This window comes from Streptomyces sp. MMG1121 (genome assembly GCF_001280015.1).
Lineage (GTDB): Bacteria > Actinomycetota > Actinomycetes > Streptomycetales > Streptomycetaceae > Streptomyces.
On the sequence record NZ_LGDV01000200.1, the window covers coordinates 21,110 to 44,031 of the forward strand.

At 69.9% G+C, this 22,922-nt stretch carries 20 protein-coding genes, 1 pseudogene and 1 riboswitch; of the genes and pseudogenes, 12 read left to right on the forward strand and 9 right to left on the reverse strand.

Annotation, left to right across the window (positions count from 1 at the left end; genetic code table 11):
* Positions 1–26: 26 nt before the first annotated feature.
* Positions 27–749 carry a M50 family metallopeptidase gene (locus ADK64_RS24830; protein WP_053662054.1) on the reverse strand — a complete coding sequence of 241 codons (723 nt, stop codon included), beginning with the start codon at positions 747–749 and terminating at the stop codon, positions 27–29.
* 49 nt (positions 750–798) lie between these two features.
* Here ADK64_RS24830 and ADK64_RS24835 point away from each other — a divergent pair, with 49 nt between their 5' ends.
* From ADK64_RS24835 to ADK64_RS24880, 10 genes are all read left to right on the forward strand, one after another.
* Complete coding sequence (locus tag ADK64_RS24835) at positions 799–1,653, forward strand: SOS response-associated peptidase (protein WP_053662055.1); 855 nt, start codon at positions 799–801, stop codon at positions 1,651–1,653.
* A 1-nt stretch (position 1,654) separates the two neighbouring features.
* Positions 1,655–2,281 carry an alpha/beta family hydrolase gene (locus ADK64_RS24840; protein ID WP_053662056.1) on the forward strand — a complete coding sequence of 209 codons (627 nt, stop codon included), beginning with the start codon at positions 1,655–1,657 and terminating at the stop codon, positions 2,279–2,281.
* Positions 2,282–2,537: 256 nt separating this feature from the next.
* Positions 2,538–3,233, forward strand: coding sequence for an RNA polymerase sigma factor SigR (sigR, locus tag ADK64_RS24845; RefSeq protein WP_053662057.1), 696 nt, complete (start codon positions 2,538–2,540; stop codon positions 3,231–3,233).
* Positions 3,230–3,532 (forward strand): mycothiol system anti-sigma-R factor, encoded by a 303-nt coding sequence (rsrA, locus tag ADK64_RS24850; protein ID WP_053662058.1) that lies wholly within the window; start codon positions 3,230–3,232, stop codon positions 3,530–3,532. The genes sigR and rsrA overlap by 4 nt, the downstream gene beginning before the upstream one ends.
* Positions 3,533–3,640: 108 nt before the next feature.
* Positions 3,641–4,945: an HD-GYP domain-containing protein gene (locus ADK64_RS24855; RefSeq protein ID WP_053662059.1), complete on the forward strand. Its 1,305-nt coding sequence runs from the start codon at positions 3,641–3,643 to the stop codon at positions 4,943–4,945.
* On the forward strand, positions 4,942–6,234 hold the full coding sequence (locus tag ADK64_RS24860) for an HD-GYP domain-containing protein (protein ID WP_053662060.1): 1,293 nt from the start codon (positions 4,942–4,944) through the stop codon (positions 6,232–6,234). Before ADK64_RS24855 ends, ADK64_RS24860 begins: the two co-directional genes overlap by 4 nt.
* A gap of 100 nt (positions 6,235–6,334) precedes the next feature.
* Positions 6,335–7,318 carry a tetratricopeptide repeat protein gene (locus ADK64_RS24865; protein WP_053662061.1) on the forward strand — a complete coding sequence of 328 codons (984 nt, stop codon included), beginning with the start codon at positions 6,335–6,337 and terminating at the stop codon, positions 7,316–7,318.
* A 114-nt stretch (positions 7,319–7,432) separates the two neighbouring features.
* On the forward strand, positions 7,433–8,083 hold the full coding sequence (gene def, locus ADK64_RS24870; protein WP_053662062.1) for a peptide deformylase: 651 nt from the start codon (positions 7,433–7,435) through the stop codon (positions 8,081–8,083).
* A gap of 291 nt (positions 8,084–8,374) precedes the next feature.
* A complete protein-coding gene (gene cyc1, locus ADK64_RS24875) occupies positions 8,375–9,460 on the forward strand; it encodes an epi-isozizaene synthase (RefSeq protein WP_107093074.1) in 1,086 nt (361 codons plus the stop codon).
* On the forward strand, positions 9,457–10,818 hold the full coding sequence (locus tag ADK64_RS24880) for a cytochrome P450 (RefSeq protein WP_053662065.1): 1,362 nt from the start codon (positions 9,457–9,459) through the stop codon (positions 10,816–10,818). Before cyc1 ends, ADK64_RS24880 begins: the two co-directional genes overlap by 4 nt.
* Positions 10,819–10,845: 27 nt before the next feature.
* Here ADK64_RS24880 and ADK64_RS24885 read toward each other — a convergent pair whose 3' ends face one another.
* The 7 genes from ADK64_RS24885 to nagB all read right to left on the reverse strand — a co-directional run bounded on the left by ADK64_RS24885 (position 10,846) and on the right by nagB (position 19,804).
* Complete coding sequence (locus tag ADK64_RS24885; RefSeq protein ID WP_053662067.1) at positions 10,846–11,808, reverse strand: GlxA family transcriptional regulator; 963 nt, start codon at positions 11,806–11,808, stop codon at positions 10,846–10,848.
* Positions 11,809–12,056: 248 nt separating this feature from the next.
* Positions 12,057–13,070, reverse strand: a complete 1,014-nt coding sequence (locus ADK64_RS24895; protein ID WP_053662071.1) for a ribonucleotide-diphosphate reductase subunit beta — start codon at positions 13,068–13,070, stop codon at positions 12,057–12,059.
* Positions 13,070–15,433 (reverse strand): ribonucleoside-diphosphate reductase subunit alpha, encoded by a 2,364-nt coding sequence (locus tag ADK64_RS24900; protein ID WP_053662073.1) that lies wholly within the window; start codon positions 15,431–15,433, stop codon positions 13,070–13,072. The genes ADK64_RS24895 and ADK64_RS24900 overlap by 1 nt, the downstream gene beginning before the upstream one ends.
* Before the next feature lie 127 nt (positions 15,434–15,560).
* Positions 15,561–15,721: riboswitch (cobalamin riboswitch) on the reverse strand.
* A 123-nt stretch (positions 15,722–15,844) separates the two neighbouring features.
* Positions 15,845–17,461 (reverse strand): monocarboxylate uptake permease MctP, encoded by a 1,617-nt coding sequence (gene mctP, locus ADK64_RS24905; RefSeq protein WP_053662076.1) that lies wholly within the window; start codon positions 17,459–17,461, stop codon positions 15,845–15,847.
* Positions 17,458–17,721 (reverse strand): DUF3311 domain-containing protein, encoded by a 264-nt coding sequence (locus tag ADK64_RS24910; protein ID WP_199829705.1) that lies wholly within the window; start codon positions 17,719–17,721, stop codon positions 17,458–17,460. Before ADK64_RS24910 ends, mctP begins: the two co-directional genes overlap by 4 nt.
* A gap of 151 nt (positions 17,722–17,872) precedes the next feature.
* A complete protein-coding gene (locus ADK64_RS24915) occupies positions 17,873–18,637 on the reverse strand; it encodes a GntR family transcriptional regulator (protein ID WP_053662080.1) in 765 nt (254 codons plus the stop codon).
* A gap of 381 nt (positions 18,638–19,018) precedes the next feature.
* Positions 19,019–19,804 (reverse strand): glucosamine-6-phosphate deaminase, encoded by a 786-nt coding sequence (gene nagB, locus ADK64_RS24920; protein ID WP_053662082.1) that lies wholly within the window; start codon positions 19,802–19,804, stop codon positions 19,019–19,021.
* Between the two features lie 217 nt (positions 19,805–20,021).
* Here nagB and ADK64_RS24925 point away from each other — a divergent pair.
* Together ADK64_RS24925 and ADK64_RS24930 are read left to right on the forward strand one after the other, a co-directional pair.
* Positions 20,022–20,383, forward strand: a pseudogene (locus ADK64_RS24925) (TetR/AcrR family transcriptional regulator); the annotation flags it as partial.
* Positions 20,384–20,714: 331 nt separating this feature from the next.
* Entirely contained in the window at positions 20,715–22,181 is a 1,467-nt protein-coding gene (locus ADK64_RS24930) for a sensor histidine kinase (protein WP_053662084.1), read from the forward strand.
* A gap of 210 nt (positions 22,182–22,391) precedes the next feature.
* Here the strand turns inward: ADK64_RS24930 and ADK64_RS24935 are convergent, their stop codons facing one another.
* A complete protein-coding gene (locus tag ADK64_RS24935) occupies positions 22,392–22,649 on the reverse strand; it encodes a WhiB family transcriptional regulator (RefSeq protein ID WP_003992873.1) in 258 nt (85 codons plus the stop codon).
* Positions 22,650–22,922 lie beyond the last annotated feature (273 nt).

A 22,922-nucleotide genomic window follows, 5' to 3' on the forward strand; every position in this document is an offset into this window, starting at 1 on the left:
CCCGCGGGGCGCGTCGTCCCTCCGGCTCACACCTCCAGCAGCCAGCGACCCCCACCGATCAAGGAGCACACCGACACCGCGTGGAACAGGAACAGCCACAGCCCCGCCGGTACGTGCGTCAGCCGCGACAGCTGGTCCGCGTCCGAGTCCCCGGCCCCTCCCCGGGACCGCTTCGTCTGCAGCTCGAACGGCGGTCGTACCCCGCCCAGCAGCAGGAACCACACCACCGCGTACGCGAAGGCGGCCTGCACCTGGGAGCCCGCCAGCCAGGACACCAGCAGGAAGGCGCCGCCGGCCAGGACCACGGTCAGCAGGCCGTACGCGTTGCGGATCATGACCAGCATCGCCACCAGCAGGGCGGTCGCCGCCCACAGCAGCAGCGTGATCCGGCCGGCGGCCAGCAGGGCGGCGCCGCCGAGGCCCAGCAGCGAGGGCGCCGTGTAGCCGGCGGCGGCCGTCAGGATCATGCCCAGCCCGTACGGCTTGCCCCGGCTGACGGTGAGGCCACTGGTGTCGGAGTGCAGCCGGATGCCCGTGAGCTGCCGGCCGGTGAGCAGCGCGATCAGACCGTGGCCGCCCTCGTGCGCGATGGTGATCGCGTTGCGCGCTATGCGCCACAAGGGGTGCGGGACGATGACGGCGAGCGCGGCGGCCAGCGTGGCCAGCACCACCCACAGATCGGGGTCGGGCTGGGTCCCGGTGAGCCGGTCCCAGAGGTCGGGCAGCGCGAGGGCGGCGAGGCTGTCCATGGTTCGAGCGGCTCCCTGTGCTGATACGCGGTCTGGCAGTGTTGCCTGTATGTGCGGACGGTATGCATCGAGTCGTAGGCCCGAGGATCTCGCAGGAGTCTTCGAGATCGAGATGGGGGTCCCCCCAGGGCGCGCGGAGTCGGACCTCTGGCGGAGGGAGCCCGAGGAGACCTTGGAGCCGGACTACAACGTGGCTCCCACCAAGGAGGTCTACGCCGTACTCGACCGCCCCCTGAAAGACGCGGACTCCCCGCGTCCGGTTCGCCAGCTGCGCAAACTCAGGTGGGGACTGGTGCCGTCCTGGGCCAAGACGCCCGAGGGCGGTGCCCGGATGATCAACGCACGCGCGGAGACCGTGCACGAGAAGCCCTCCTACCGGCGTGCGTTCGCCGCCCGGCGCTGCATCCTGCCCGCCGACGGCTACTACGAGTGGGTCACCGGCAAGGACGAGCGCGAGCTGGAGGTCGAGGGCAGGAAGAAGCGGCCGCGCAAGCAGCCGTACTTCGTGCTGCCCGCCGACGGCTCGGTGTTCGCGATGGCCGGGCTGTACGAGTTCTGGCGCGACCGGACCCTGCCCGACGACCACCCCCGGGCCTGGTGGGTCACCTGCTCGGTGATCACCACGGAGGCCGAGAGGACGCCGCTGGCCGTCGCCCCCGCCGACGGCCCGGGCACCCTCGCCGACATCCACCCCCGGATGCCGCTGATGCTCACCCCGGACCGCTGGGACGCCTGGCTGGACCCCGCCCGCACCGAACCGGACGACCTGCGCGAGCTGCTCGCCCCGCCGCCGCCCGGCCTGATGCGCGCCTACCCGGTCTCCACGGCCGTCAGCAACGTCCGCAACAACGGCCCGGAGCTGCTGAAGGAGCTGGCGGCGCCGGAAGAGGGCACACTCTTCTAGCGTGATCGAGATTGTCGAGACGGACGCCGGGACCGCACGCATCACCTGGCACCGGGCGAAGAAGGCGCGGCTGGTGCTGGCCGTGAGTCATGGGGCCGGCGGTGGCATCGAGGCCCGGGACCTGCGGGCACTAGCGGAGGTGCTCCCGGGACACGGCGTGACCGTGGCCCTCGTCGAGCAGCCCTGGCGGGTCGCGGGCAAGAAGGTCGCGCCCGCGCCGAGGACCCTGGACAGCGGCTGGCGCGGCATCTGGCCGGCGCTGGCCGGGATGGATCTGCCGGTGATCTCCGGCGGGCGCAGCGCCGGTGCCCGGGTCGCCTGCCGTACGGCGGCCGAGCTGGGCGCGCACGCCGTACTCGCGCTGAGCTTCCCGCTGCACCCGCCGGGCAAGCCGGAGAAGTCCCGCGCCGGGGAACTGCTCGGCGCCGGGGTCCCCACGCTCGTCGTCCAGGGCGGCAACGACCCCTTCGGGAAGCCGGAGGAGTTCCCGGAGGGCGACTTCCGGCTGATCGAGGTGCCGTACGGGGATCACGGGTTCGTGGTCCCCAAGCGCGCGGAGATCGGCCAGGAGCGGGCCCTGGAGGTCATCACCGAGGGCGTCGTGGAGTGGCTGGCGTCACTCGGGTGACGGCCGGGAATGCGCGGCGCCGGAGCACTGTTGTGGCGGACAGAAGTGCTGAGGCCTCGGCACCGACGTCGTAGGAGAGGAAGTCCGCCGCATGGGTCCGACCATTTGCCCGAGCCGCAGCAGCCGCCTTGACCTGGACTGGTCGGTGCTGCACGCGGGCAAGACCGCTTCTATTCGAGCGGCGGCAGGTACGGGTCGTGTTCTATCCTCCGAAACGAGTGGGGCCGGTCTCGGTCCCGCCCGGGATCTTGAGGAGGTGGGTCCGGTCACCGGTACCGACGCAGGGACCGACAACGGCCAGGCGGAGCAGCCCGAGGGCCGGGGCGTCAGCGCGGAGTCGACCTCCGAGTCCACCACGGAGCGCAGCGCGCGCTTCGAGCGGGACGCGCTCGAATTCCTCGACCAGATGTACTCGGCCGCGCTGCGCATGACGCGTAACCCGGCCGACGCCGAGGACCTGGTGCAGGAGACGTATGCCAAGGCGTACGCGTCCTTCCACCAGTTCCGCGAGGGCACCAACCTCAAGGCGTGGCTGTACCGGATCCTCACCAACACGTTCATCAACTCCTACCGCAAGAAGCAGCGTGAGCCCCAGCGCTCCGCCGCGGAGGAGATCGAGGACTGGCAGCTGGCCCGCGCCGAGTCGCACATGTCGACGGGTCTGCGCTCCGCCGAGTCGCAGGCTCTCGACCACCTGCCCGACTCGGACGTGAAGGAAGCGCTGCAGGCGATCCCCGAGGAGTTCCGCATCGCCGTCTATCTCGCGGACGTAGAGGGCTTTGCGTACAAGGAGATCGCGGACATCATGGGGACACCCATCGGTACGGTGATGTCCCGGCTGCACCGGGGCCGCCGTCAACTGCGCGGCATGCTGGAGGACTACGCCCGTGACCGCGGGCTGGTTCCGGCGGGTGCCGGAGAGTCGAACGAAGCGAAAGGTTCGGGCTCATGAGCTGCGGAGATCCGCACGAGACGGACTGCAGTGAGGTCCTCGACCATCTGTACGAGTTCCTCGACAGTGAGATGCCGGACGTCGATCGCGACAAGTTCCGGCACCACTTCGAGGAATGCTCCCCGTGCCTGGAGAAGTACGGCCTGGAGCAGGCCGTGAAGAAGCTCGTCAAGCGCTGCTGCGGACATGACGACGTTCCGGCGGATCTGCGTGCCAAGGTCATGGGGCGGCTCGATCTGATCCGCTCCGGGCAGGCCGTGCCCGAGCACGACGTGACCGCCACTCCGCAGGAGAGCTGACCGCCGGGTCATCACCCGAACGTGCTAATCCTCAGGTCATAAGCCCCGTACCCGCCGGTTTCCGCCCTAGGCTCCGAGCCTGGGCAGGTGTGGTCGGGGAGGGGCGCGATGGAGGCGGTTCCGGCGAGAGCGCGCGGCTACGTGGCCGGCGTCGCCGTGCTGGCGCTGCTCTGCCTGCTGCCGCTGCCGACGATACGCACCCCCTGGTGGGCGCTCGGCCTGCTCTCCGCGCTCTACGCCGCCTGCGAGTACGTCGTACGGCGTCGCTTCGGCGGCACCTTCTACCCCGTCCTGCTCGCCGGCGCGTTCCTGCTGCCCCCGCCGGCCGCCGCGCTGGTCCCGCTGCCCGCCGCCCTGCTGGGCCGGGTCGAGCAGCGGCCCGCCCTGCTCCGGCGGGTGTGGCGGGCCGCGCAGCCCGCGCTCGCCGTGTGGGGCGCGGCCAAGGTGCACTGGGCGCTCGGCGGCCGGGACGCCGTCGTCGCCTCCGACTTCCCCCGCGCCCTGCTGCCCGCCGGCGCCGCCGTCCTCGCCTTCTGCCTGGTTCTGGCCGTCCTCGACGGCGGCATCCGCGCGGTCGCCCTCGGTATCCCGCTGCGGCAGGCCTGGCGAGGGCTGCTGTCCCGCTCGCTCGCGCCGGTGGTGGTGCACGGACTCGCCGGGCTGATGATGGCCGTGCTGTGGCGCAGCCCGTACGGCCCGGTCGCCGCGCTGCTCGTGCTGCTGCCGATGGGCGTCTCCTGGTGGGTCTTCGCCCAGTACCACCGCGAACGCGCCGCCCACCAGGCCACCATCCGCGCCCTCGTACAGGCCGTCGACATCAAGGACGGCTACACCCGCGGCCACAGCGAACGCGTCGGACAGGCCTCCGTGATGATCGCCCGCGAACTCGGCATGGACGACGACCGCGTCGAGATGCTCCGCTTCGCCGGCATCCTGCACGACGTCGGCAAGCTCGGCGTCCCCACCCGGCTGCTGCGCAAGGACGGCCCGCTGACCCCCGAGGAACGCCGCATCATCGAACTGCACCCCGAGTACGGCCACGAGATGGTCCGCGGGATCTCCTTCCTCGGCGAGGCCCGCGCCGCGATCCTGCACCACCACGAACGCCTCGACGGCAGCGGCTACCCCTACGGCCTGGTCGGCACCCAGATCCCCGAGTCCGCCCGGATCGTCGCCGTCGCCGATGCCTTCGACGCCATGACCTCCACCCGCTCCTACCGCAGAGCCCGGCCGGTCGGGACGGCCGTCGCCGAGCTGGAGCGGTGCGCGGGCGCCCAGTTCGACCCCCGGATGGTCGGCGCGCTGGCCCGCGTCCTGCACCGCCAGGGCTGGCACCCCGCGGTCACCGCCGACGAACCCGCGCACAAGCGCGCACCCCAGGAGCCGGTCCCCAGCACCGGGACATCCGGGTGAACGCCCTGCGGCCGATCCACGGCGCCGCCGCGCTCACCGCGGCCTGCTGCCTCGCCGCCACCCTGTGGACCGGCCTCGCGGACCGGGGTGTCGCGCTCGCCTTCGGGGTGCTCATAGCCGTCGGCGAGCTGACCCGGTGGAGCGACGCCCGGATACGGCAGGCCGCGCCCCTCGCCACCGCCGGCTCGCTGTCGTACGCCCTGCTCGGCGCCGACGCCGGACAGCCCACCACCCATCGCGCCGCCCAGGTCGTCACCGTCGCCCTCGCCGCCGCCCTGCTCGGCGCCGTCCCGCACATCTGGTCCGGCCGTACCCTCACCCTCGACCACCTCGCCCGCCGCGTCCTGACCGTCGGCTTCGCCGCCGTCTGCTTCCAACCCCTGTACAACGAAGGCCTGTTGGCCTCCTGGATCGGCCCCGCCTATGCCCTGCTCCTCATCGCCCTGCTCGGTCTCACCAGCCTGTGCGACGCCGTCCTGGCCGCCGCCCTCGCGCACGCCCGCACCCGCTGGCCGTTCGGCCCGCTGCTGCGCGAGGAGCTGCGCGGACTGCTCGGCATCGGCTCCGCCGTCTGCGCGACCGGCGCCGTGATGGCGCTCGCGGTCGCCGTCGCCGGACTGTGGGCGCTGCCCGTGTTCTGCCTGCCCCTGCTGCTCACCCAGCTCTCCGTCCGTCGGTACGCCGCGGTGCGCGCCACCTACCGGCAGACCATCGCCTCCCTCGCCCGCGCCACCGAGATAGCCGGGTACACCCCCGCGGGCCACGCCCGCCGGGTCGCCGCGCTCAGCCTCGCCGTCGGCCGCGATCTCGGCCTCACCGGGGACGAACTGACCGTTCTGGAGTACGCGGCCCTCATGCACGACATCGGCCAGCTCAGCCTGGTCGACCCGGTCCCGGCCGGTGCCACCGCGGACCTGCCCGCCGCGCAGCAGCGGCGCATCGCGCTGCTCGGCGGGGCCGTCGTCCGGCAGACCGGGGTGGACGCGGCCGTCGCCGTCGTGGTCGAGCGGCAGGCCGACCCCTGCCCGGAGCAGCCCGTCGCCGCACGGATCGTCCGGGCCGTGAACGCCTACGAGGAGAAGACCCGGGACGCCGGCCCCGAAGGTCCGCTGTGGGCACTGGAGGAACTGCGCCTCGCCGCCGCCGGGGACTACGCCCCCGAGGTCGTCGAGTCCCTCGCCCGGGTGCTGGCCCAGCCGAGCGGCTGGCGGGAGACCGGGCCGGCGCAGGCCGACGGGAGACGTACGGCACTGTCTGACCCCGCGCGTGGCTGGGTAACCCATGGGTAATGAGCGCCTTTCCCACCGTACGTGGTTGGATGCGAGGGAGAGGGTGTCCGGGGGCACAAGCCAGCCCACTGTGTGGAAATGGAACTGGCAGGCGGGAATCGTGAGGATCTTCGGCAAGGGACGGCACCGGCCCTCCGCCTCCTGGCGGCAGGCCACGGACCGCGCGTTCACACTCATCGGCGACGGACGCTACGAGGACGCGGGCGAGCTGCTGACACGGGCCGCCGATCTGGAACCCTGGCTGTCGGAGTCCTGGTTCAACCTCGCCCTGCTGCACAAGTTCCGGCACGACTGGGAGCAGGCCCGCGCGGCCGGCCTGAGGGCGGTCGCCCTGCTCGACCGGGAGACCGGTACGCCCGACTGGTGGAACGTCGGCATCGCCGCCACCGCCCTGCAGGACTGGCCGCTGGCCCGTCGCGCCTGGCAGGCGTACGGACTGAAGGTGCCCGGGTCAGGCGCCGCCGCGGTCGGCGAACCGGTCGGCATGGAGCTGGGCAGCGCGGCCGTACGGCTCTCCCCGGAGGGTGAGGCCGAGGTCGTGTGGGGCCGCCGGCTCGACCCGGCGCGCATCGAGGTGCTGTCCATCCCGCTTCCCTCGTCCGGACGGCGCTGGGGCGAGGTCGTCCTGCACGACGGGGTCCCGCACGGCGAGCGCACGACGTCCGCGGGGCATTCCTACCCGGTCTTCGACGAGATCGAGCTGTGGGCGCCCTCGCCCGTGCCGACCTGGGTGGTCCTGCTGGAGGCGGCCACGGAGGCGGACCGGGACGCGCTGGAGCAGCTCGCCGCCGACGCGGGGTTCGCCGCGGAGGACTGGTCGTCGTCCGTGCGGCTGCTGTGCCGGACGTGTTCCGAGTCCCGGATGCCTTCCGACGAGGGCGAAGGGATGCAGCTGGATCCGCATGATCACAGTGAGCCCGGTCACCCGGGGCCGCTGGGGCATCGGACGGACGGGCAGCTGTGGGTGCCGGAGCGGGAGTGCGGCGTGGCCGCGCCGGCTTCGTTGGTGCGGGGGCTGCTGGACGGATGGGTTGCGGACAGCCCTGATTCCCGGGACTGGCGGGATCTCGAAGAGGTGTGCTGAGGCTGCCCGCCGTCCTGGCCGGCCGCACCGTTCCCCGCGCCCCTCGAGGGACGCTGCACGTACCCTGTATCAGCATTCACTCCCAGTTTTTGTGCAGGAAGGCATACGTCGGTCATGGCTCAGCAGGACACCGATCAGCAGCACGCGGGCGTGCTCCCCGTCGACGGTGAGGGGTACGTCGTCGACACGGAGGACTGCGAGGAGCGCGAGAAGGCCTGGCGTGAGCGCGGCGCCTCGCAGCCGATCACGGTCGTCGGCAACCCGGTGCTGCACCGGGAGTGCGAGGACGTCACCGAGTTCGGCGAGGAGCTGCGGCAGCTGGCCGCCGACATGTTCGCCAGCCAGCGCACCGCCGAGGGCGTGGGCCTGGCCGCCAACCAGATCGGTGTCGACCTGAAGGTCTTCGTCTACGACTGCCAGGACGACGAGGGCACCCGGCACGTCGGTGTGGTGTGCAACCCGCGGCTGGTCGATCTGCCGGCCGAACGGCGCCTGCTGGACGACAGCAACGAGGGCTGCCTGTCCGTGCCAGGGGCATATGCCGAGCTCGCGCGTCCCGACTATGCCGAGGTGACCGGCCAGGACGAGCGGGGCAACGCGATCAAGGTCCGCGGCACCGGCTACTTCGCACGCTGTTTGCAGCACGAGACCGACCACCTGTACGGCCGCCTCTACATCGACCGTCTGTCGAAGCGGGACCGCAAGGACGCGCTGCGGCAGATGGCCGAGAACGAGCCACGCTACCCGGTGGTCGCCAACGACTAGCCACCGCAGGGCCGTCGGGGCGCCCGACCGGGATTACTCCCGGTCGGGCGCCCTTCGTATGACCTCGCTCGCTTGTCCGCTCGTCGTACAACCGATCCCTTCCGGTCCGCTAGTGATCCTTAATCAGTCACTCGAGGGGGGATTCTCGGCACCTTGGGGTAGTGAGTGGAGCAAATCCGTTCCCATGGCGGTCAGTTGTGGTGCTGAATGGGAAGTGCGGGGACGCACAACGGCGCACGCCCGGCACAACAGGAGGGGTGTGCGCTCCTGGCGGCTGAGAGGGGTTTGTTCGTGCAAGCTTTCCCACACAGCACCACAGCGACGCCTACGGCGGTCGTAGTACCACCCTCGTTGGCACTCCCGGTGATCGAATCCGCCTTTCCCCGGCAACTGCATCCGTATTGGCCCCGGCTCCAGGAGAAGACACGGCTCTGGCTGCTGAAAAGGCAGCTCATGCCGGCGGGCAAGGTGCAGGAATATGCCGATGGACTGTGCTACACCGACCTGATGGCGGGCTTCTACGTCAACGCCCCTGACGAGGTCCTGCAAGCGATCGCCGACTACAGTGCGTGGTTCTTCATCTGGGACGACCGCCACGACCGTGACATCGTGCACGGCCGGGCGGGCGACTGGCGGCGGCTGAGGAACCGCCTGCACACCGCCCTCGATGCGCCCAGGCACCATCTGCACCACCCGGACCCGCTGGTCGCGGGGTTCGCGGACAGCGTGCTGCGGCTGTACGGCTTCCTGTCGCACACCTGGAACCAGCGCTTCGCCCGGCACTTCCACGCGGTGATCGAGGCCTACGACCGCGAATTCCGCAACCGCACCGAGGGATACATACCCGACGTCGAGGAATACCTCGATCTGCGTCGGCACACCTTCGCCCACTGGATATGGACGGACCTGCTCGAACCCAGCGCGGGTTGCGAACTCCCGGACAGGGTACGGAAATACCCGGCCTATCGTCGGGCCGCACTGCTCTGCCAGGAATTCGCCGCCTGGTACAACGACCTGTGCTCGCTGCCAAAGGAAATCGCGGGCGACGAGGTCCACAATCTCGGAATCAGTCTCATCACCCATGAGGGACTGACTCTCGAAGAAGCCGTGGACGAGGTCAGGCGGCGCGTCGAAGAATGCATCCTGGAATTTCTCGACGCCGAGCAGGAAGCGCTTCTGTTCGCCGAAGCAATCGACGACGGAAGCGTCCGCGGAAAAGAACTGAGCACTGCGGTGCGGGCCAGTGTCTGCAATATGCGGAACTGGTTCAGCTCCGTCTACTGGTTCCACCACGAGTCCGGCCGGTACATGGTCGACAGCTGGGACGACCGGTCCACGCCCCCGTACGTCACGAACGAAGCGGCAGGTGAGAAATGACCGTCGAGTCTGTGAAGCCCGTGACCTCCGAAACGATCGAACCGCCCCTGGCCGGCGGCGCGGTGCCGGGTCTCGGACACGGCCTGAAACTGGTCCGCGACCCGCTCGCCTTCATGGCCCGGCTGCGCGACCACGGCGACGTCGTACGCCTCAAGCTCGGCCCCAAGACGGTGTACGCCGTCACCACGCCCGCCCTCACCGGCGCCCTCGCTCTCAGCCCCGACTTCAAGATCGACGGCCCGCTGTGGGAGTCCCTCGAAGGGCTGCTCGGCAAGGAAGGTGTGGCTACCGCCAACGGCCCCCGGCACCGGCGCCAGCGGCGCACCATCCAGCCCGCGTTCCGGCTGGACGCCATCCCGGACTACGGGCCGATCATGGAGGAGGAGGCGCATGCGCTGACCGAGCGCTGGCGGCCCGGCGAGACCGTCGAGTGCACCTCGGAGTCCTTCCGGGTGGCCGTCCGCATCGCCGCCCGCTGCCTGCTGCGCGGCGAGTACATGGACGAGCGCGCCGAGCGGCTCAGCGTCGACCTCGCCACCGTCTTCCGGGGCATGTACCGCAGGATGGTCGTCCCGCTCGGACCGCTGTACCGGCTGCCGTTTCCGGCCAACCGCGAATTCAACCGGGCCTTGGCCGATTTGCATCTCCTCGTCGACGAGATCGTCGCCGAGCGCAGGGCATCTGGTCAAAGGCCGGACGATTTGCTGACGGCATTGCTGGAAGCGAAGGGCGACAATGGCGACCCCATCGGGGAACAGGAGATCCACGACCAGGTCGTCGCGATACTCACCCCGGGCAGCGAAACAGTGGCCTCCACGATCATGTGGCTGCTCCAAGTCCTGGCGGAACACCCGGAACACGCCGAGAAGGTACGGACCGAGGTCGAATCCGTGACCGGCGGCCGACCGGTCGGATTCGAGCACGTTCGCACACTCACGCACACCAACAATGTCGTCGTCGAGGCCATGCGGCTCAGGCCGGCCGTATGGATATTGACGCGGCGGGCGGTGACCGATACCTCGCTGGGCGGCTATCGCATTCCGGCCGGGGCGGACATCGTCTACAGCCCGTACGCGATCCAGCGCGACGCCCGCTCCTACGACCACCACCTCGACTTCGACCCCGACCGGTGGCTGCCGGAGCGGGCCAAGGAGGTACCGAAGCACGCCATGAGCCCGTTCAGCACGGGCAACCGCAAGTGCCCGAGCGATCACTTCTCCATGGCCCAGCTGACCCTGATCACGGCGGCGATATCGGCGAAGTACCGCTTCGAGCAGGTCGCGCGGTCGAACGACACCACCCGTGTGGGCATCACCCTGCGCCCGCACGACCTGCTGCTGCGGCCCGTGGAATGGTGAGGCGCACCCCCTGATACCGGCGTGCGCTCACGCGGCGTGGGGGCCGCGGAACGTGCGCCGGTAGGCGTTCGGCGTCGTGCCGAGTGCCCGGACGAACTGATGCCGCATGGCGGCCGCCGTTCCGAACCCGGTGCGCCAGGCGATCGTGTCCACGGTCTCGTCGGTGCCCTCCAGCAACTCCTGTGCGCGCAGCACCCGTTGGCGCAGGATCCAGCGGTAGGGAGTGGTGCCGGTCTCCTGCTGGAAGCGACGGGCGAAGGTGCGCGGTGACATGTGCGCGCGGGCGGCGAGCTGCTCGACGGTCACCTCCTCGCCGAGGTGCTCCTCCATCCACACCAGCACCTCGCCGACGGTGTCGCACGAACCCTTCGGCAGTGGCCGCTCGATGTACTGCGCCTGCCCGCCGTCCCGGTGCGGCGGTACGACCATCCGCCGGGCGATCTTGTTGGCGACCTCGGGTCCCTGTTCCTTGCGCACGATGTGCAGACAGGCGTCGATCCCGGCGGCGGTGCCGGCGGAGGTGATCACGGGATCCTCGTCGACGTACAGCACATCCGGCTCGACGGCGATCCGTGGATAGCGCCGGGCGAGCTGTTCGGCGTGGTGCCAGTGCACCGCGCACCGCCGGTCCTCCAGCAGCCCGGCGGCGGCCAGTACGAACACCCCGGAGCAGACGCTCAGCACCCGCGCACCCCGCCCGACGGCCCGCCGCAGGGCGTCCAGCAGCTGTGGCGGATACTCCCGCACGGCATAGGTCTCCCCGGCCGGCACGGCGATCAGATCGGCTTCCTCCAGCCGCTCCAGACCGTACGGCGTGGACACGGTGAACCCGCAGTGCGTGCGCAGGTCCGGTCCCTCGGCCGAGACTACGGCGAAGTCGTAGACGGGCAGTCCCTCGTCGCTGCGGTCGATGCCGAACACCTCGCACACGACACCCAGCTCGAAGGGATGCACCCCGTCCAGCAGCACGGCGGCGACGTTCTTGAGCATGCTGCCAGTGTGCCGCGTCGGTGGCAGTAATTCGAGGGCCTACGGCAGTCCTGCCACTGCCGGTCAGGAGCATCCGGCACGACAGTGGTGTCCATGACCGGAAACCAGATACAAGGCCTGATCGGAATGCTCGCCACCCTCGGGATCCTGCTCCTCCTGGTCCTCCCCTCCGCGATCGGCGCCGTGCGCGAACGGCGCATCGACCGACAGCTCAGAAAGGCCCAGGAGGGCCGTGCGGAGAAGGAGGCTCAGAAGTCCTCGTCCAGGTCGACGGTGCCCTCCACCGCGACCTGGTACGCCGACGGGCGGCGCTCGAAGAAGTTCGTCAGCTCCTGAACACCCTGGAGCTCCATGAAGGAGAAGGGGTTCTCCGAGCCGTACACGGGCGCGAAGCCGAGGCGCGTCAGGCGCTGGTCGGCGACGCACTCCAGGTACTGGCGCATCGACTCGGTGTTCATGCCCGGCAGACCGTCGCCGCACAGGTCCCGCCCGAACTGGAGCTCCGCCTCGACGGCTTCCCGCATCATGTCCGTGACCTGCTGCTGGAGCTGGTCGTCGAAGAGCTCCGGCTCCTCCTTGCGGACCGTGTCGACGACGTCGAACGCGAAGCTCATGTGCATGGTCTCGTCGCGGAACACCCAGTTGGTGCCCGTGGCGAGGCCGTGCAGCAGACCCCGGCTGCGGAACCAGTAGACGTACGCGAAGGCGCCGTAGAAGAACAGGCCCTCGATGCACGCGGCGAAGCAGATGAGGTTGAGCAGGAAGCGGCGGCGGTCCGCCTTGGACTCCAGGCGGTCCAGCTTCTCGACCTCGTTGATCCACTTGAAGCAGAACTCGGCCTTCTCGCGGATCGAGGGGATGTTCTCGACGGCCGCGAAGGCGGCGGCGCGGTCCTCCGGGTCGGGCAGGTAGGTGTCCAGCAGGGTCAGATAGAACTGGACGTGCACCGCCTCCTCGAAGAGCTGACGGCTCAGGTACAGCCGCGCCTCGGGGGAGTTGATGTGCTTGTACAGCGTCAGCACCAGGTTGTTCGCGACGATCGAGTCGCCCGTCGCGAAGAAGGCCACCAGACGGCCGATGAGGTGCTGCTCCTCCGGGGACAGCTTCGCGAGGTCGGCGACGTCCGAGTGGAGGTCGACCTCCTCCACGGTCCAGGTGTTCTTGATCGCGTCCCGGTAGCGCTCGTAGAAGTCCGGGTAGCGCATGGGACGGAGGGTCAGCTCGAAGCCCGGGTCGAGAAGGTTCGTGTGACGGGTGGACATTACTGGCAGGCCTCGCAGGACTCGGGGTTTTCCAGGGAGCAGGCGACGGCGTCGGGGTCGGCGGCCTGCTGGACGGGGATGGTGGGCTGCGCCTGCGCGGCACGGGCGATCCGGGTCGCCGGGCGGGAGCGCAGGTAGTACGTCGTCTTCAGGCCCGACTTCCAGGCGTACGCGTACATCGAGGAGAGCTTGCCGATCGTCGGCGTCTCCAGGAACAGGTTCAGGGACTGCGCCTGGTCCAGGAACGGGGTACGGGCCGCGGCCATGTCGATCAGTCCGCGCTGCGGGATCTCCCAGGCCGTGCGGTACAGCGCCCGCACCTCCTCGGGGATCCAGGCGAACTCCGCGACGGAGCCGTTGGACTCGCGCAGCGCCTCACGGGTGCGCGCGTCCCACACGCCCAGGTTCTTCAGGTCCTGCACCAGGTAGGAGTTGACCTGGAGGAACTCGCCGGACAGCGTCTCGCGCTTGAACAGGTTCGACACCTGCGGCTCGATGCACTCGTACACGCCCGCGATGGAGGCGATGGTGGCCGTCGGGGCGATCGCGAGGAGCAGCGAGTTGCGCATGCCCGTTTCGGCGATACGCCGGCGCAGCGCCTCCCACCGCTCGGGCCAGGTCAGCTCGACGTCGTAGTGGTCGGGGTGCAGTACGCCCTGGGCCGTGCGGGTCTTCTCCCAGGCCGGCAGCGGGCCGCTGCGCTCGGCGAGGTCGGTCGAGGCCTCGTACGCGGCCAGCATGATCCGCTCGGCGATCCGGGTGGACAGCGCCTTCGCCTCGGCGGAGTCGAAGGGTAGGCGCAGCTTGAAGAAGACGTCCTGCAGACCCATCGCGCCGAGACCCACCGGACGCCACTTGGCGTTCGAACGGCCCGCCTGCTCGGTCGGATAGAAGTTGATGTCGACCACGCGGTCGAGGAAGGTGACGGCCGTGCGGACCGTCTCGTCCAGCCGCTCCCAGTCGATGTCCTGGGCCGCCGGGTCGACGAACGCGCCGAGGTTCACGGAGCCCAGGTTGCAGACCGCCGTCTCGCCGTCGTCCGTGACCTCCAGGATCTCCGTGCAGAGGTTGGAGGAGTGCACGACGTGCCCCGGCAGGGCCGTCTGGTTGGCGGTGCGGTTGGCCGCGTCCTTGAAGGTCATCCAGCCGTTGCCGGTCTGCGCGAGGGTGCGCATCATACGGCCGTACAGCTCACGGGCCGGGATGGTCTTCTTCGCCAGACCCGCCGCCTCGGCCTTGCGGTAGGCGGCGTCGAACTCCGCGCCCCACAGGTCCACCAGCTCGGGCACGTCCGCCGGGGAGAACAGCGACCACTGCCCGTCGGTGTTGACCCGGCGCATGAACTCGTCCGGGATCCAGTGCGCGAGGTTCAGGTTGTGCGTACGGCGGGCGTCCTCACCGGTGTTGTCCCGCAGCTCCAGGAACTCCTCGATGTCGGAGTGCCAGGTCTCCAGGTAGACCGCGGCCGCGCCCTTGCGCCGGCCGCCCTGGTTCACGGCGGCCACCGAGGCGTCCAGGGTCTTCAGGAACGGCACGATGCCGTTGGAGTGCCCGTTGGTGCCCCGGATCAGCGAGCCGCGCGAACGGATCCGGGAGTACGACAGACCGATGCCGCCGGCGTGTTTCGAGAGCCGGGCCACCTGGTGGTAGCGGTCGTAGATGGAGTCCAGCTCGTCCAGCGGGGAGTCGAGGAGGTAGCAGGACGACATCTGGGGGTGCCGCGTGCCGGAGTTGAAGAGCGTGGGGGAGGACGGGAGGTAGTCGAGGCGGCTCATGAGCCCGTAGAGCGCGGCGACTTCGTCCACCGAGCGGGTGGTGTCGTCCTCGGCGAGGCCGGCGGCGACCCGGAGCATGAAGTGCTGGGGGGTCTCGATGACCTTGCGGGTGATCGGGTGCCGCAGCAGGTAGCGGCTGTACAGGGTGCGCAGGCCGAAGTAGCCGAAGCGGTCGTCGGCCGCCGTGTCGACCATGGCGTCCAGACGGGTCGCGTGCAGACGCGCGAACTCCGCGGTGCGGTCCGCGATGAGGCCCTCGCGGTGGCCCACGGCCACGGACCCGGTGAAGGACGTCACGCCCTGCGAGGCGGCCTCCGCGCGGATGGAGAGGGTGAGCAGCCGGGCGGCCAGCCGCGAGTACGCGGGGTCCTCGGAGATGAGTCCGGCGGCGGCCTCGGTGGCCAGTTCGCGCAACTCCGCCTCGTCGGCCCGGGCGGACCGGCCGCGCAGCGCGGCGGCGGCGACCCGGCCGGGGTCGGCGTCGGGGAGGTCGGCGGTCAGCTCGGTCAGGGTCCGCAGCAACGCGGTACCGGGACCGTCGGTGTCCAGGCCGCTGGCTGAAACCGGATCTGCTGGCGCGATGGTCACGTGGGGCTCTCCCTCGCTCGGCACGGGGGCCTTGCGGAGGGCAGGGGGCAGCCACGAGCGCGCACGGCGTCGCGTCCACCAGCCCATTCCACGAGGCCCGGACGTCTGAAGGCACCCGGACCGGGACGGCCGGGCGCGCGCTGGCGGCAGGTCCTCGGACTGACTCCTGTGCGCAGACACGCACAAGTACACCGTTGCGGGACAGTTCCGGATTCGCACCGGATTCCCCTGCGACGACAGCGAGGACGAGCATACATCTAGTGCCGGGCTGTCGTGGCACCCCCACATGTTGTGTCTGTTGTGTGTCGTGATGGCTTCAGAGCGTCAACTCGTGTATGACGGGGGACATACGAGCGGGCCGCCGGTGTTGCTCGATCCCGGCGGCCCGCTGCGGGTGGTGCGAAGGGCGCTTCAGTGAGCGGCGCCCGCCAGTTCGCTCTGGACGCCCGGTTCGCCCGCGTCCGCCGTGTAGTCCTCCGGCCGGGTCTCGTCGATGCCCTCGGGGGCCTTCACGGCCTTCAGGACGAGCGTGAGGACCACCGTGACGGCCACGTTGAGCACGAACGCCGTCATACCGATGTAGCCGATCTCACCGATGCCCGGGATCTCCTTCGCCGAGCCGCCGAAGTGCTTCTGGGTCGGGGAGGCGACGCCGTACGCGGCGACCGTGCCGTAGACCATGCCGACCGCCCAGCCGGCGAGCAGCGCCCAGCGGTGGAACCAGCGGGTGAACAGTCCGCCGACCAGGGCCGGGAAGGTCTGCAGGATCCAGATGCCGCCCAGCAGCTGGAAGTTGATCGCGACCGTCTTGTCCATGGTCAGGACGAAGGCCAGGGCGCCGACCTTCACCAGCAGCGACACGAGCTTGGAGACCTGGGCCTCCTGCTTCGGCGTGGCGTCCGGCTTGATGAAGTCCTTGTAGATGTTGCGGGTGAAGAGGTTCGCCGCCGCGATCGACATGATGGCCGCAGGGACCAGGGCGCCGATGCCGATCGCCGCGAAGGCCACGCCCGCGAACCAGTCCGGGAACATGTCCTCGAACAGCTGCGGGATCGCCAGCTGGCCGTTGCTGACCTTCACACCGGCCGCGATCGCCATGAAGCCCAGCAGGGCCAGCAGGCCGAGCATGAGGGAGTACAGCGGCAGGATCGTGGTGTTGCGGCGGATCACCTCACGGCTCTTGGACGACAGGGTCGCGGTGATCGAGTGCGGGTACATGAACAGCGCGAGGGCCGAGCCCAGGGCCAGCGTGGCGTACGTCCACTGGCCCGCCTCCGGCGGGGCGAGCGCGCCGCGCGGTTTGCCGGTGGCCGGGCTGACCTGGCTGAACGCATGACCGGCCTTGGCGAAGATGTCGTCGAAGCCGCCCAGCTTGATCGGGATGTAGATGATCGCCACCGTGATGACGAGGTAGATCAGGCCGTCCTTCACGAACGCGATCAGGGCGGGCGCGCGCAGCCCGGACGAGTAGGTGTAGGCAGCCAGCACGCCGAAGGCTATGAGCAGCGGCAGGTCCTTCATGAACCAGTTGGTGCCGTCCCCGCCGCCGACACCCATGACGTCCAGCACGGCCTGGATGCCGACGAGCTGGAGTGCGATGTACGGCATCGTCGCGAGGATGCCGGTCAGCGCCACCGCCAGTGACAGGCTCTTGGAACCGAACCGGCCCCGCACGAAGTCGGAGGTCGTCACATAGCCGTGCTTGTGGGACACCGACCACAGGCGCGGCAGGAAGGTGAAGATCAGCGGATAGACCAGGATCGTGTACGGCACCGCGAAGAAGCCGGACGCGCCCGCCGCGTAGATCGCCGCCGGTACGGCGACGAAGGTGTACGCCGTGTACAGGTCACCGCCGAGCAGGAACCAGGTGACCCAGGTGCCGAACGACCGTCCGCCCAGGCCCCATTCGTCCAGGGAGTGCTCGTTCTCGGCCTTGCGCCAGCGTGCGGCGAGGAAGCCCATGACCGTGACGGCCAGGAAGAAGAAGATGAAGACGCCGAGCGCGACGCCGTTGACGCCGTTCTTCACTTCGCCTCACCGCCCCTCTGGGTCGTGCGGGAGCGCTGGTCGAGCTGCCACAGCTTGTACGCGAGCATCGTCAGCGCGGTCGAGATCAGCACCCAGAGCATCTGGTACCAGTAGAAGAACGGGATCCCGATGAACCTGGGGTCCGTCTTGGCGTACGAGCCGACCCACAGCATCGCCACGAACGGCGCGACGAGGCACAAACCGATGACGACACGGACCGGTGTCACCACCGGTGGTCTCACTTCTGGTGTATCGGACATGCCACGGCTCTCCGTCCCCTCGCTGATCACCTGTGTAATGCGCAGGCAATCTAGGTGACGGTGTCGCGACAGCGGAAGACCTCGTCCGCATATCGGTATATCGATTCAGCGAACGTCCACGGGCCGTACGGCGAAGGGCGGTTGAGAAGCCCTACTCCGCCGGGCGCTTCAGCCGTGCCACGAACTTGTAGCGGTCCCCCCGGTACACGGACCGCACCCACTCCACCGGCTTGCCCTCCCGGTCCAGGGAGTGACGGGAGAGCAGCAGCATCGGCAGACCCACGTCGGTGCCGAGCAGACTCGCCTCGCGCGGGGTGGCCAGAGAGGTCTCGATGGTCTCCTCGGCCTCGGCGAGGTGGATGTCGTAGACCTCGGCGAGGGCGGTGTAGAGAGAGGTGTACTTCGCCAGGGACCGGCGCAGGGCAGGGAAGCGCTTGGCGCTCAGATGCGTGGTCTCGATGGCCATCGGCTCGGCGTTGGCCATGCGCAGCCGTTCGATGCGCAGCACGCGTCCGCCGGCCGTGATGTCGAGCAGTTCGGCGAGCCGGTCGTCCGCGGTGATGTACCCGATGTCCAGCAGCTGCGAGGTCGGCTCCAGGCCCTGGGCGCGCATGTCCTCCGTGTAGGAGGTGAGCTGCAACGCCTGGGAGACCTTGGGCTTGGCGACGAACGTGCCCTTGCCCTGGATGCGCTCGAGCCGGCCCTCCACGACCAGCTCCTGCAGGGCCTGGCGGACGGTGGTGCGGGAGGTGTCGAACTCGGCCGCCAGCGTGCGCTCGGGCGGGACCGGCGTGCCCGGCGCCTGCGTCTCCGTCATGTCGAGCAGGTGCTTCTTCAGGCGGTAGTACTTGGGCACGCGCGCCGTACGGACGGTCGTGCCGGCCTCGGTCTCCGCACTGCTGACGTCGGTGCTCATGCTCTGCCTTCCCGGCTCCGGATGCCGAAAGCGACCGACCTGGCATCGGCCACGGCACACATCGTGGCACGGCTTCGGGTGTCCGGACTCCACCCGCACGCTCCGCGATCTCCTCTGTATACCGTCGCACCCGGCGTTGGTCTAGTCCATAGCCCCCGGTGGGCGCGGCCCGCACCGGGCAGGGGCACCGGCACGGGCGGCGGTATCGGCGCCCCGCGCCAGGGCCTGCCTGCCCCCTCCCGCCGGGCCCGCGACGCCTGGCACCGCACCCCGCCGCGCTGCCGGGCACGCCGGAGTACGAGGGCGGTCCTCCGCCTTGCGATGCACGGCACCGGACACCGCGGGCCGATCCGACGGGAAGGGGCGGACAGCCCCAATCCCCTAGATGCCCTGCCAGTCCGGCTTGTTGACGTAGGTGTGCCGGAAGTAGTCGGCGAGCTTCAGCTTGGACGCGGCCGCCTCGTCCACGACCACCGTGGCGTGCCGGTGCAGCTGGAGCGCGGAGGCCGGGCAGACCGCCGCGACCGGGCCCTCGACCGTGGCGGCGACGGCGTCCGCCTTGCCCTCGCCGGTCGCGAGCAGCACCAGGTGCCGGGCCTCCAGGATGGTGCCGATGCCCTGGGTGATGACGTGGTGCGGGACCTGCTCGATGTCGCCGTCGAAGAAGCGGGCGTTGTCTACGCGGGTCTGCTCGGTCAGGGTCTTGATCCGGGTGCGCGAGGCGAGCGAGGAGCACGGCTCGTTGAAGCCGATGTGCCCGTCGGTGCCGATGCCGAGCAGTTGCAGGTCCACCCCGCCGGCCGTGGCGAGCGCGCGGTCGTACTCCTCGCACGCCGCCTGGATGTCCTCGGCGGTGCCGTCCGGTCCGAGGAACGCCTCCATCCCTATGCCGAGCGGCTCCAGCACCTCCCGGCGCAGCACCGAGCGGTAGGACTCGGGGTGGTCGGCGGGCAGCCCCACGTACTCGTCGAGCTGGGCGATCCGGACCCGCGAGGTGTCCACGGCACCGGAGCGCACCTTCTCGGTCAGCGCCTGGTAGATGGGCAGCGGGGTCGAGCCGGTGGCCACGCCGAGCAGGGCGTCGGGCTTGCGTCGCAGCAGCTGTGCCATGGCCTCGGCGATCAGCTCGCCGCCGGCCGCGGCGTCCGGAACGATGACAACTTCCACGCTGGGCCTGCCGTTCTGAAGTGGGCTCTGTGCGTCTCCATGTGGTTTAGACCAATCTAACAGAATCGGCGTACGCCGGCTCTGGAAAGGAGCGGAGAACGTCCGGGAAACGTTCAGCCGAGGGACCCTCCCGTCGCGTCCAGCCAGTGGCCCGTCACCCGGCGCCCGTCCTCCGGGTCCAGGAAGGCCACCACGTCGGCGATGTCCGCCGGCGCGCCTCGCCGAGGAGCCGACGGCCCGCGCGGCCGTCGGGCGCATGCCGCGCGAGGCCGCTGCCGAGTACACCGACCCCGCACACCCCTGCGGCTGCCTGGTCGTGCACGCCGCGACCGACTGCACCAGCCCCGAGGTGGAGGGGCTGCTGCGCGAGCGGCGCAACCCCGACGTAGCGGCCATGACCTCCCTGATCCGGGCGGACATCGCGCCGGGCTGCTCCCGGCCGGCACCGACGCCACCGCCCTCGCCCGGCACGCCGGCGCGATGATCCAGGGCATGTCCCAGCGGGCGCGCGACGGAGCGAGCCGGGAGGAACTGGAAGCACTCGCGGAAATTGCCATGACCATCTGGCCCCATGACTGAGTCCGGGCGGCTAGGCTGCGTGGCATCGAGTGCCATCAGTCGTGTATGCCGACAAGGCCATGGACACGTCCTTGTGGTCTAGTCCACAATTCCAAGTGAATGCACGAGCCTCCGTCTTCCCCGCACAGGAAGGCGGATCGAGGAACCGGAGCTCTCTGCCCTGACTGCCCCGGCTCCTCGACCTTCGGCCGACCGGGACCGCACACCCCACGGCCGATGATGCTCCGGGCTGCGGTGCCGGGAGGGTTGAGGGTCCCTTCCAGGCGCCGCGGCCCGCGGGTGTTTTTCGGCCACTCGCGGGGCCCCGGGTACGCTCGCAGACGTGCCCTCCATGAACGAACTGGTCCGCCAGCACACCGCCCTCGACGACTCCGATCTCGAGTGGCTGCACCTGCTGGTCTCGGAGTGGCAGCTGCTCTCCGACCTCTCCTTCGCCGACCTCGTCCTGTGGGTCCCCACCCGCGACGGCACCCGGTACGTCTCGGTCGCCCAGATGCGCCCGAACACCGGCCCCACCTCCTATCAGGACGACATGGTCGGCCACCTCGTCCCGCGCGGCCGCCGGCCCATGCTGGACGCGGCCCTGGACGAGGGCCGGATCGTGCGCGAGGGCGACCCGGAGTGGCGCGAAGAGGTCCCCGTACGGGTCGAGTCCATCCCCGTGCGACGCGAGGGCCGTGTCCTCGGCGTGATCGCCCGCAACACCAACCTGCTCACCGTCCGCACCCCCAGCCGACTGGAGCTGACCTACCTCCAGAGCGCCTCCGACCTTGCGCAGATGATCGCTGCAGGATCGTTCCCCTTCCCCGGCCAGCAGGTCGACATGGACGCCTCGCCGCGGGTCGGCGACGGACTGATCCGGCTCGACGCGGACGGCGTCGTCCAGTACGCCTCCCCGAACGCCCTGTCCGCCTACCACCGGCTCGGCCTCGCCGCCGACCTGGTCGGCCATCACCTCGGGCAGACCACCGCCGAGCTCGCCCCGACCCGGGGCCCGGTGGACGAGGCGCTCGCCAAGGTGGCCAGCGGCTGGGCGCCGCGCGAGTTCGAGATCGAGGCCCACGACGGGGTGATCCAGTTCCGGGCGATCCCGCTCAAGCCCAAGGGCACCCGGATCGGTTCGCTGGTGCTGTGCCGGGACGTCACCGAACTGCGACGCCGTGAGCGCGAGTTGATCACCAAGGACGCGACCATCCGGGAGATCCACCATCGGGTGAAGAACAACCTCCAGACGGTCGCCGCCCTGCTGCGGCTGCAGGCCCGGCGCATCGACTCCGAACGCGGCCGGGAGGCCCTGGAGGAGGCCGTGCGCCGCGTCGGCTCGATCGCGATCGTGCACGAGACGCTGTCTCAGAACCTCGATGAGCGCGTGGAGTTCGACGACATCGCCGACCGGGTGCTGGCGATGGTCGCCGAGATCTCGCCGGGCAAGGTGACCGGCCGGCGCAGCGGACGCTTCGGGATTCTCGACGCCGAGGTCGCGACCCCGCTGTCCATGGTCCTCACCGAGGTCCTCCAGAACGCCCTGGAGCACGGCTTCCGCGAGGGCGACACCGGCACGGTCGAGGTCTCCGCGGTCCGCGGCGGCACCAGCAAGGAGGCCCGCCTCCTGGTCACGGTCCAGGACGACGGCGTCGGCCTGCCCGAGGGCTTCGACCCGCACCGCTCGGGCAATCTCGGTCTGCAGATCGTACGGACGCTGGTGGAGGGCGAGTTGGGCGGCTCGTTCGACATGGTCCCGGCACCGGGGCGGGGCACCCGGGTGATCCTCGACATTCCGGTGCAGACGCAGAAATAGCCAACGGCCCTGCGGTCAAAGGGGGTTGGGCGGGAGTCGGTGGAGCAGCAAAAAGCCCCGGACCGCCATTGGTCCGAGGCTCGTGCTCGTTGCTGCTCTGCTTCTATCGCTAAGCGCATCGGGGGTTACTGCGCGCTGCGGCTCGGGGGCGGGAGATGCGTACGTGGTGCACGCGCCGCCAAGCTCAGGCTGTCAGCAGGGGTGGGTATGTCAGGCGGAGGCCTGACGGGCCCGGTTGCGAGCGGCGCGGCGCTTCATGGCGCGGCGCTCGTCCTCGCTGAGACCACCCCAGACGCCGGAGTCCTGGCCGGACTCGAGCGCCCACTGCAGACACTGCTCGATCACCGGGCAGCGACGGCAGACGGCCTTGGCTTCCTCGATCTGCAGCAGCGCAGGACCGGTGTTGCCGATGGGGAAGAAGAGCTCGGGGTCTTCCTCGCGGCAAACGGCGTTGTGACGCCAGTCCATGGCTGCTACCTCTCCTTGGTATTACGTGCAAGTTGCTTGTGAATGTGAACGCTTTCACGAATCCCTCAACAAGTGAAGGGCCGATCGCCGAGTCTCCCCGGCGTGGTCCTGGGTTTGAAGAGGGGTTCTGTTGATCAGTGGAGGCCGGTGGTGCGGGCCGTCCCGATCGACACGTAGAGACTCGCAAACCTCAGCGACGGATACAACCCCTTCCGGAAAGTTTTTTTTGATTCCTCGGTGTCGACTAGGTCACAGCCGTACTTCCATGGGGTG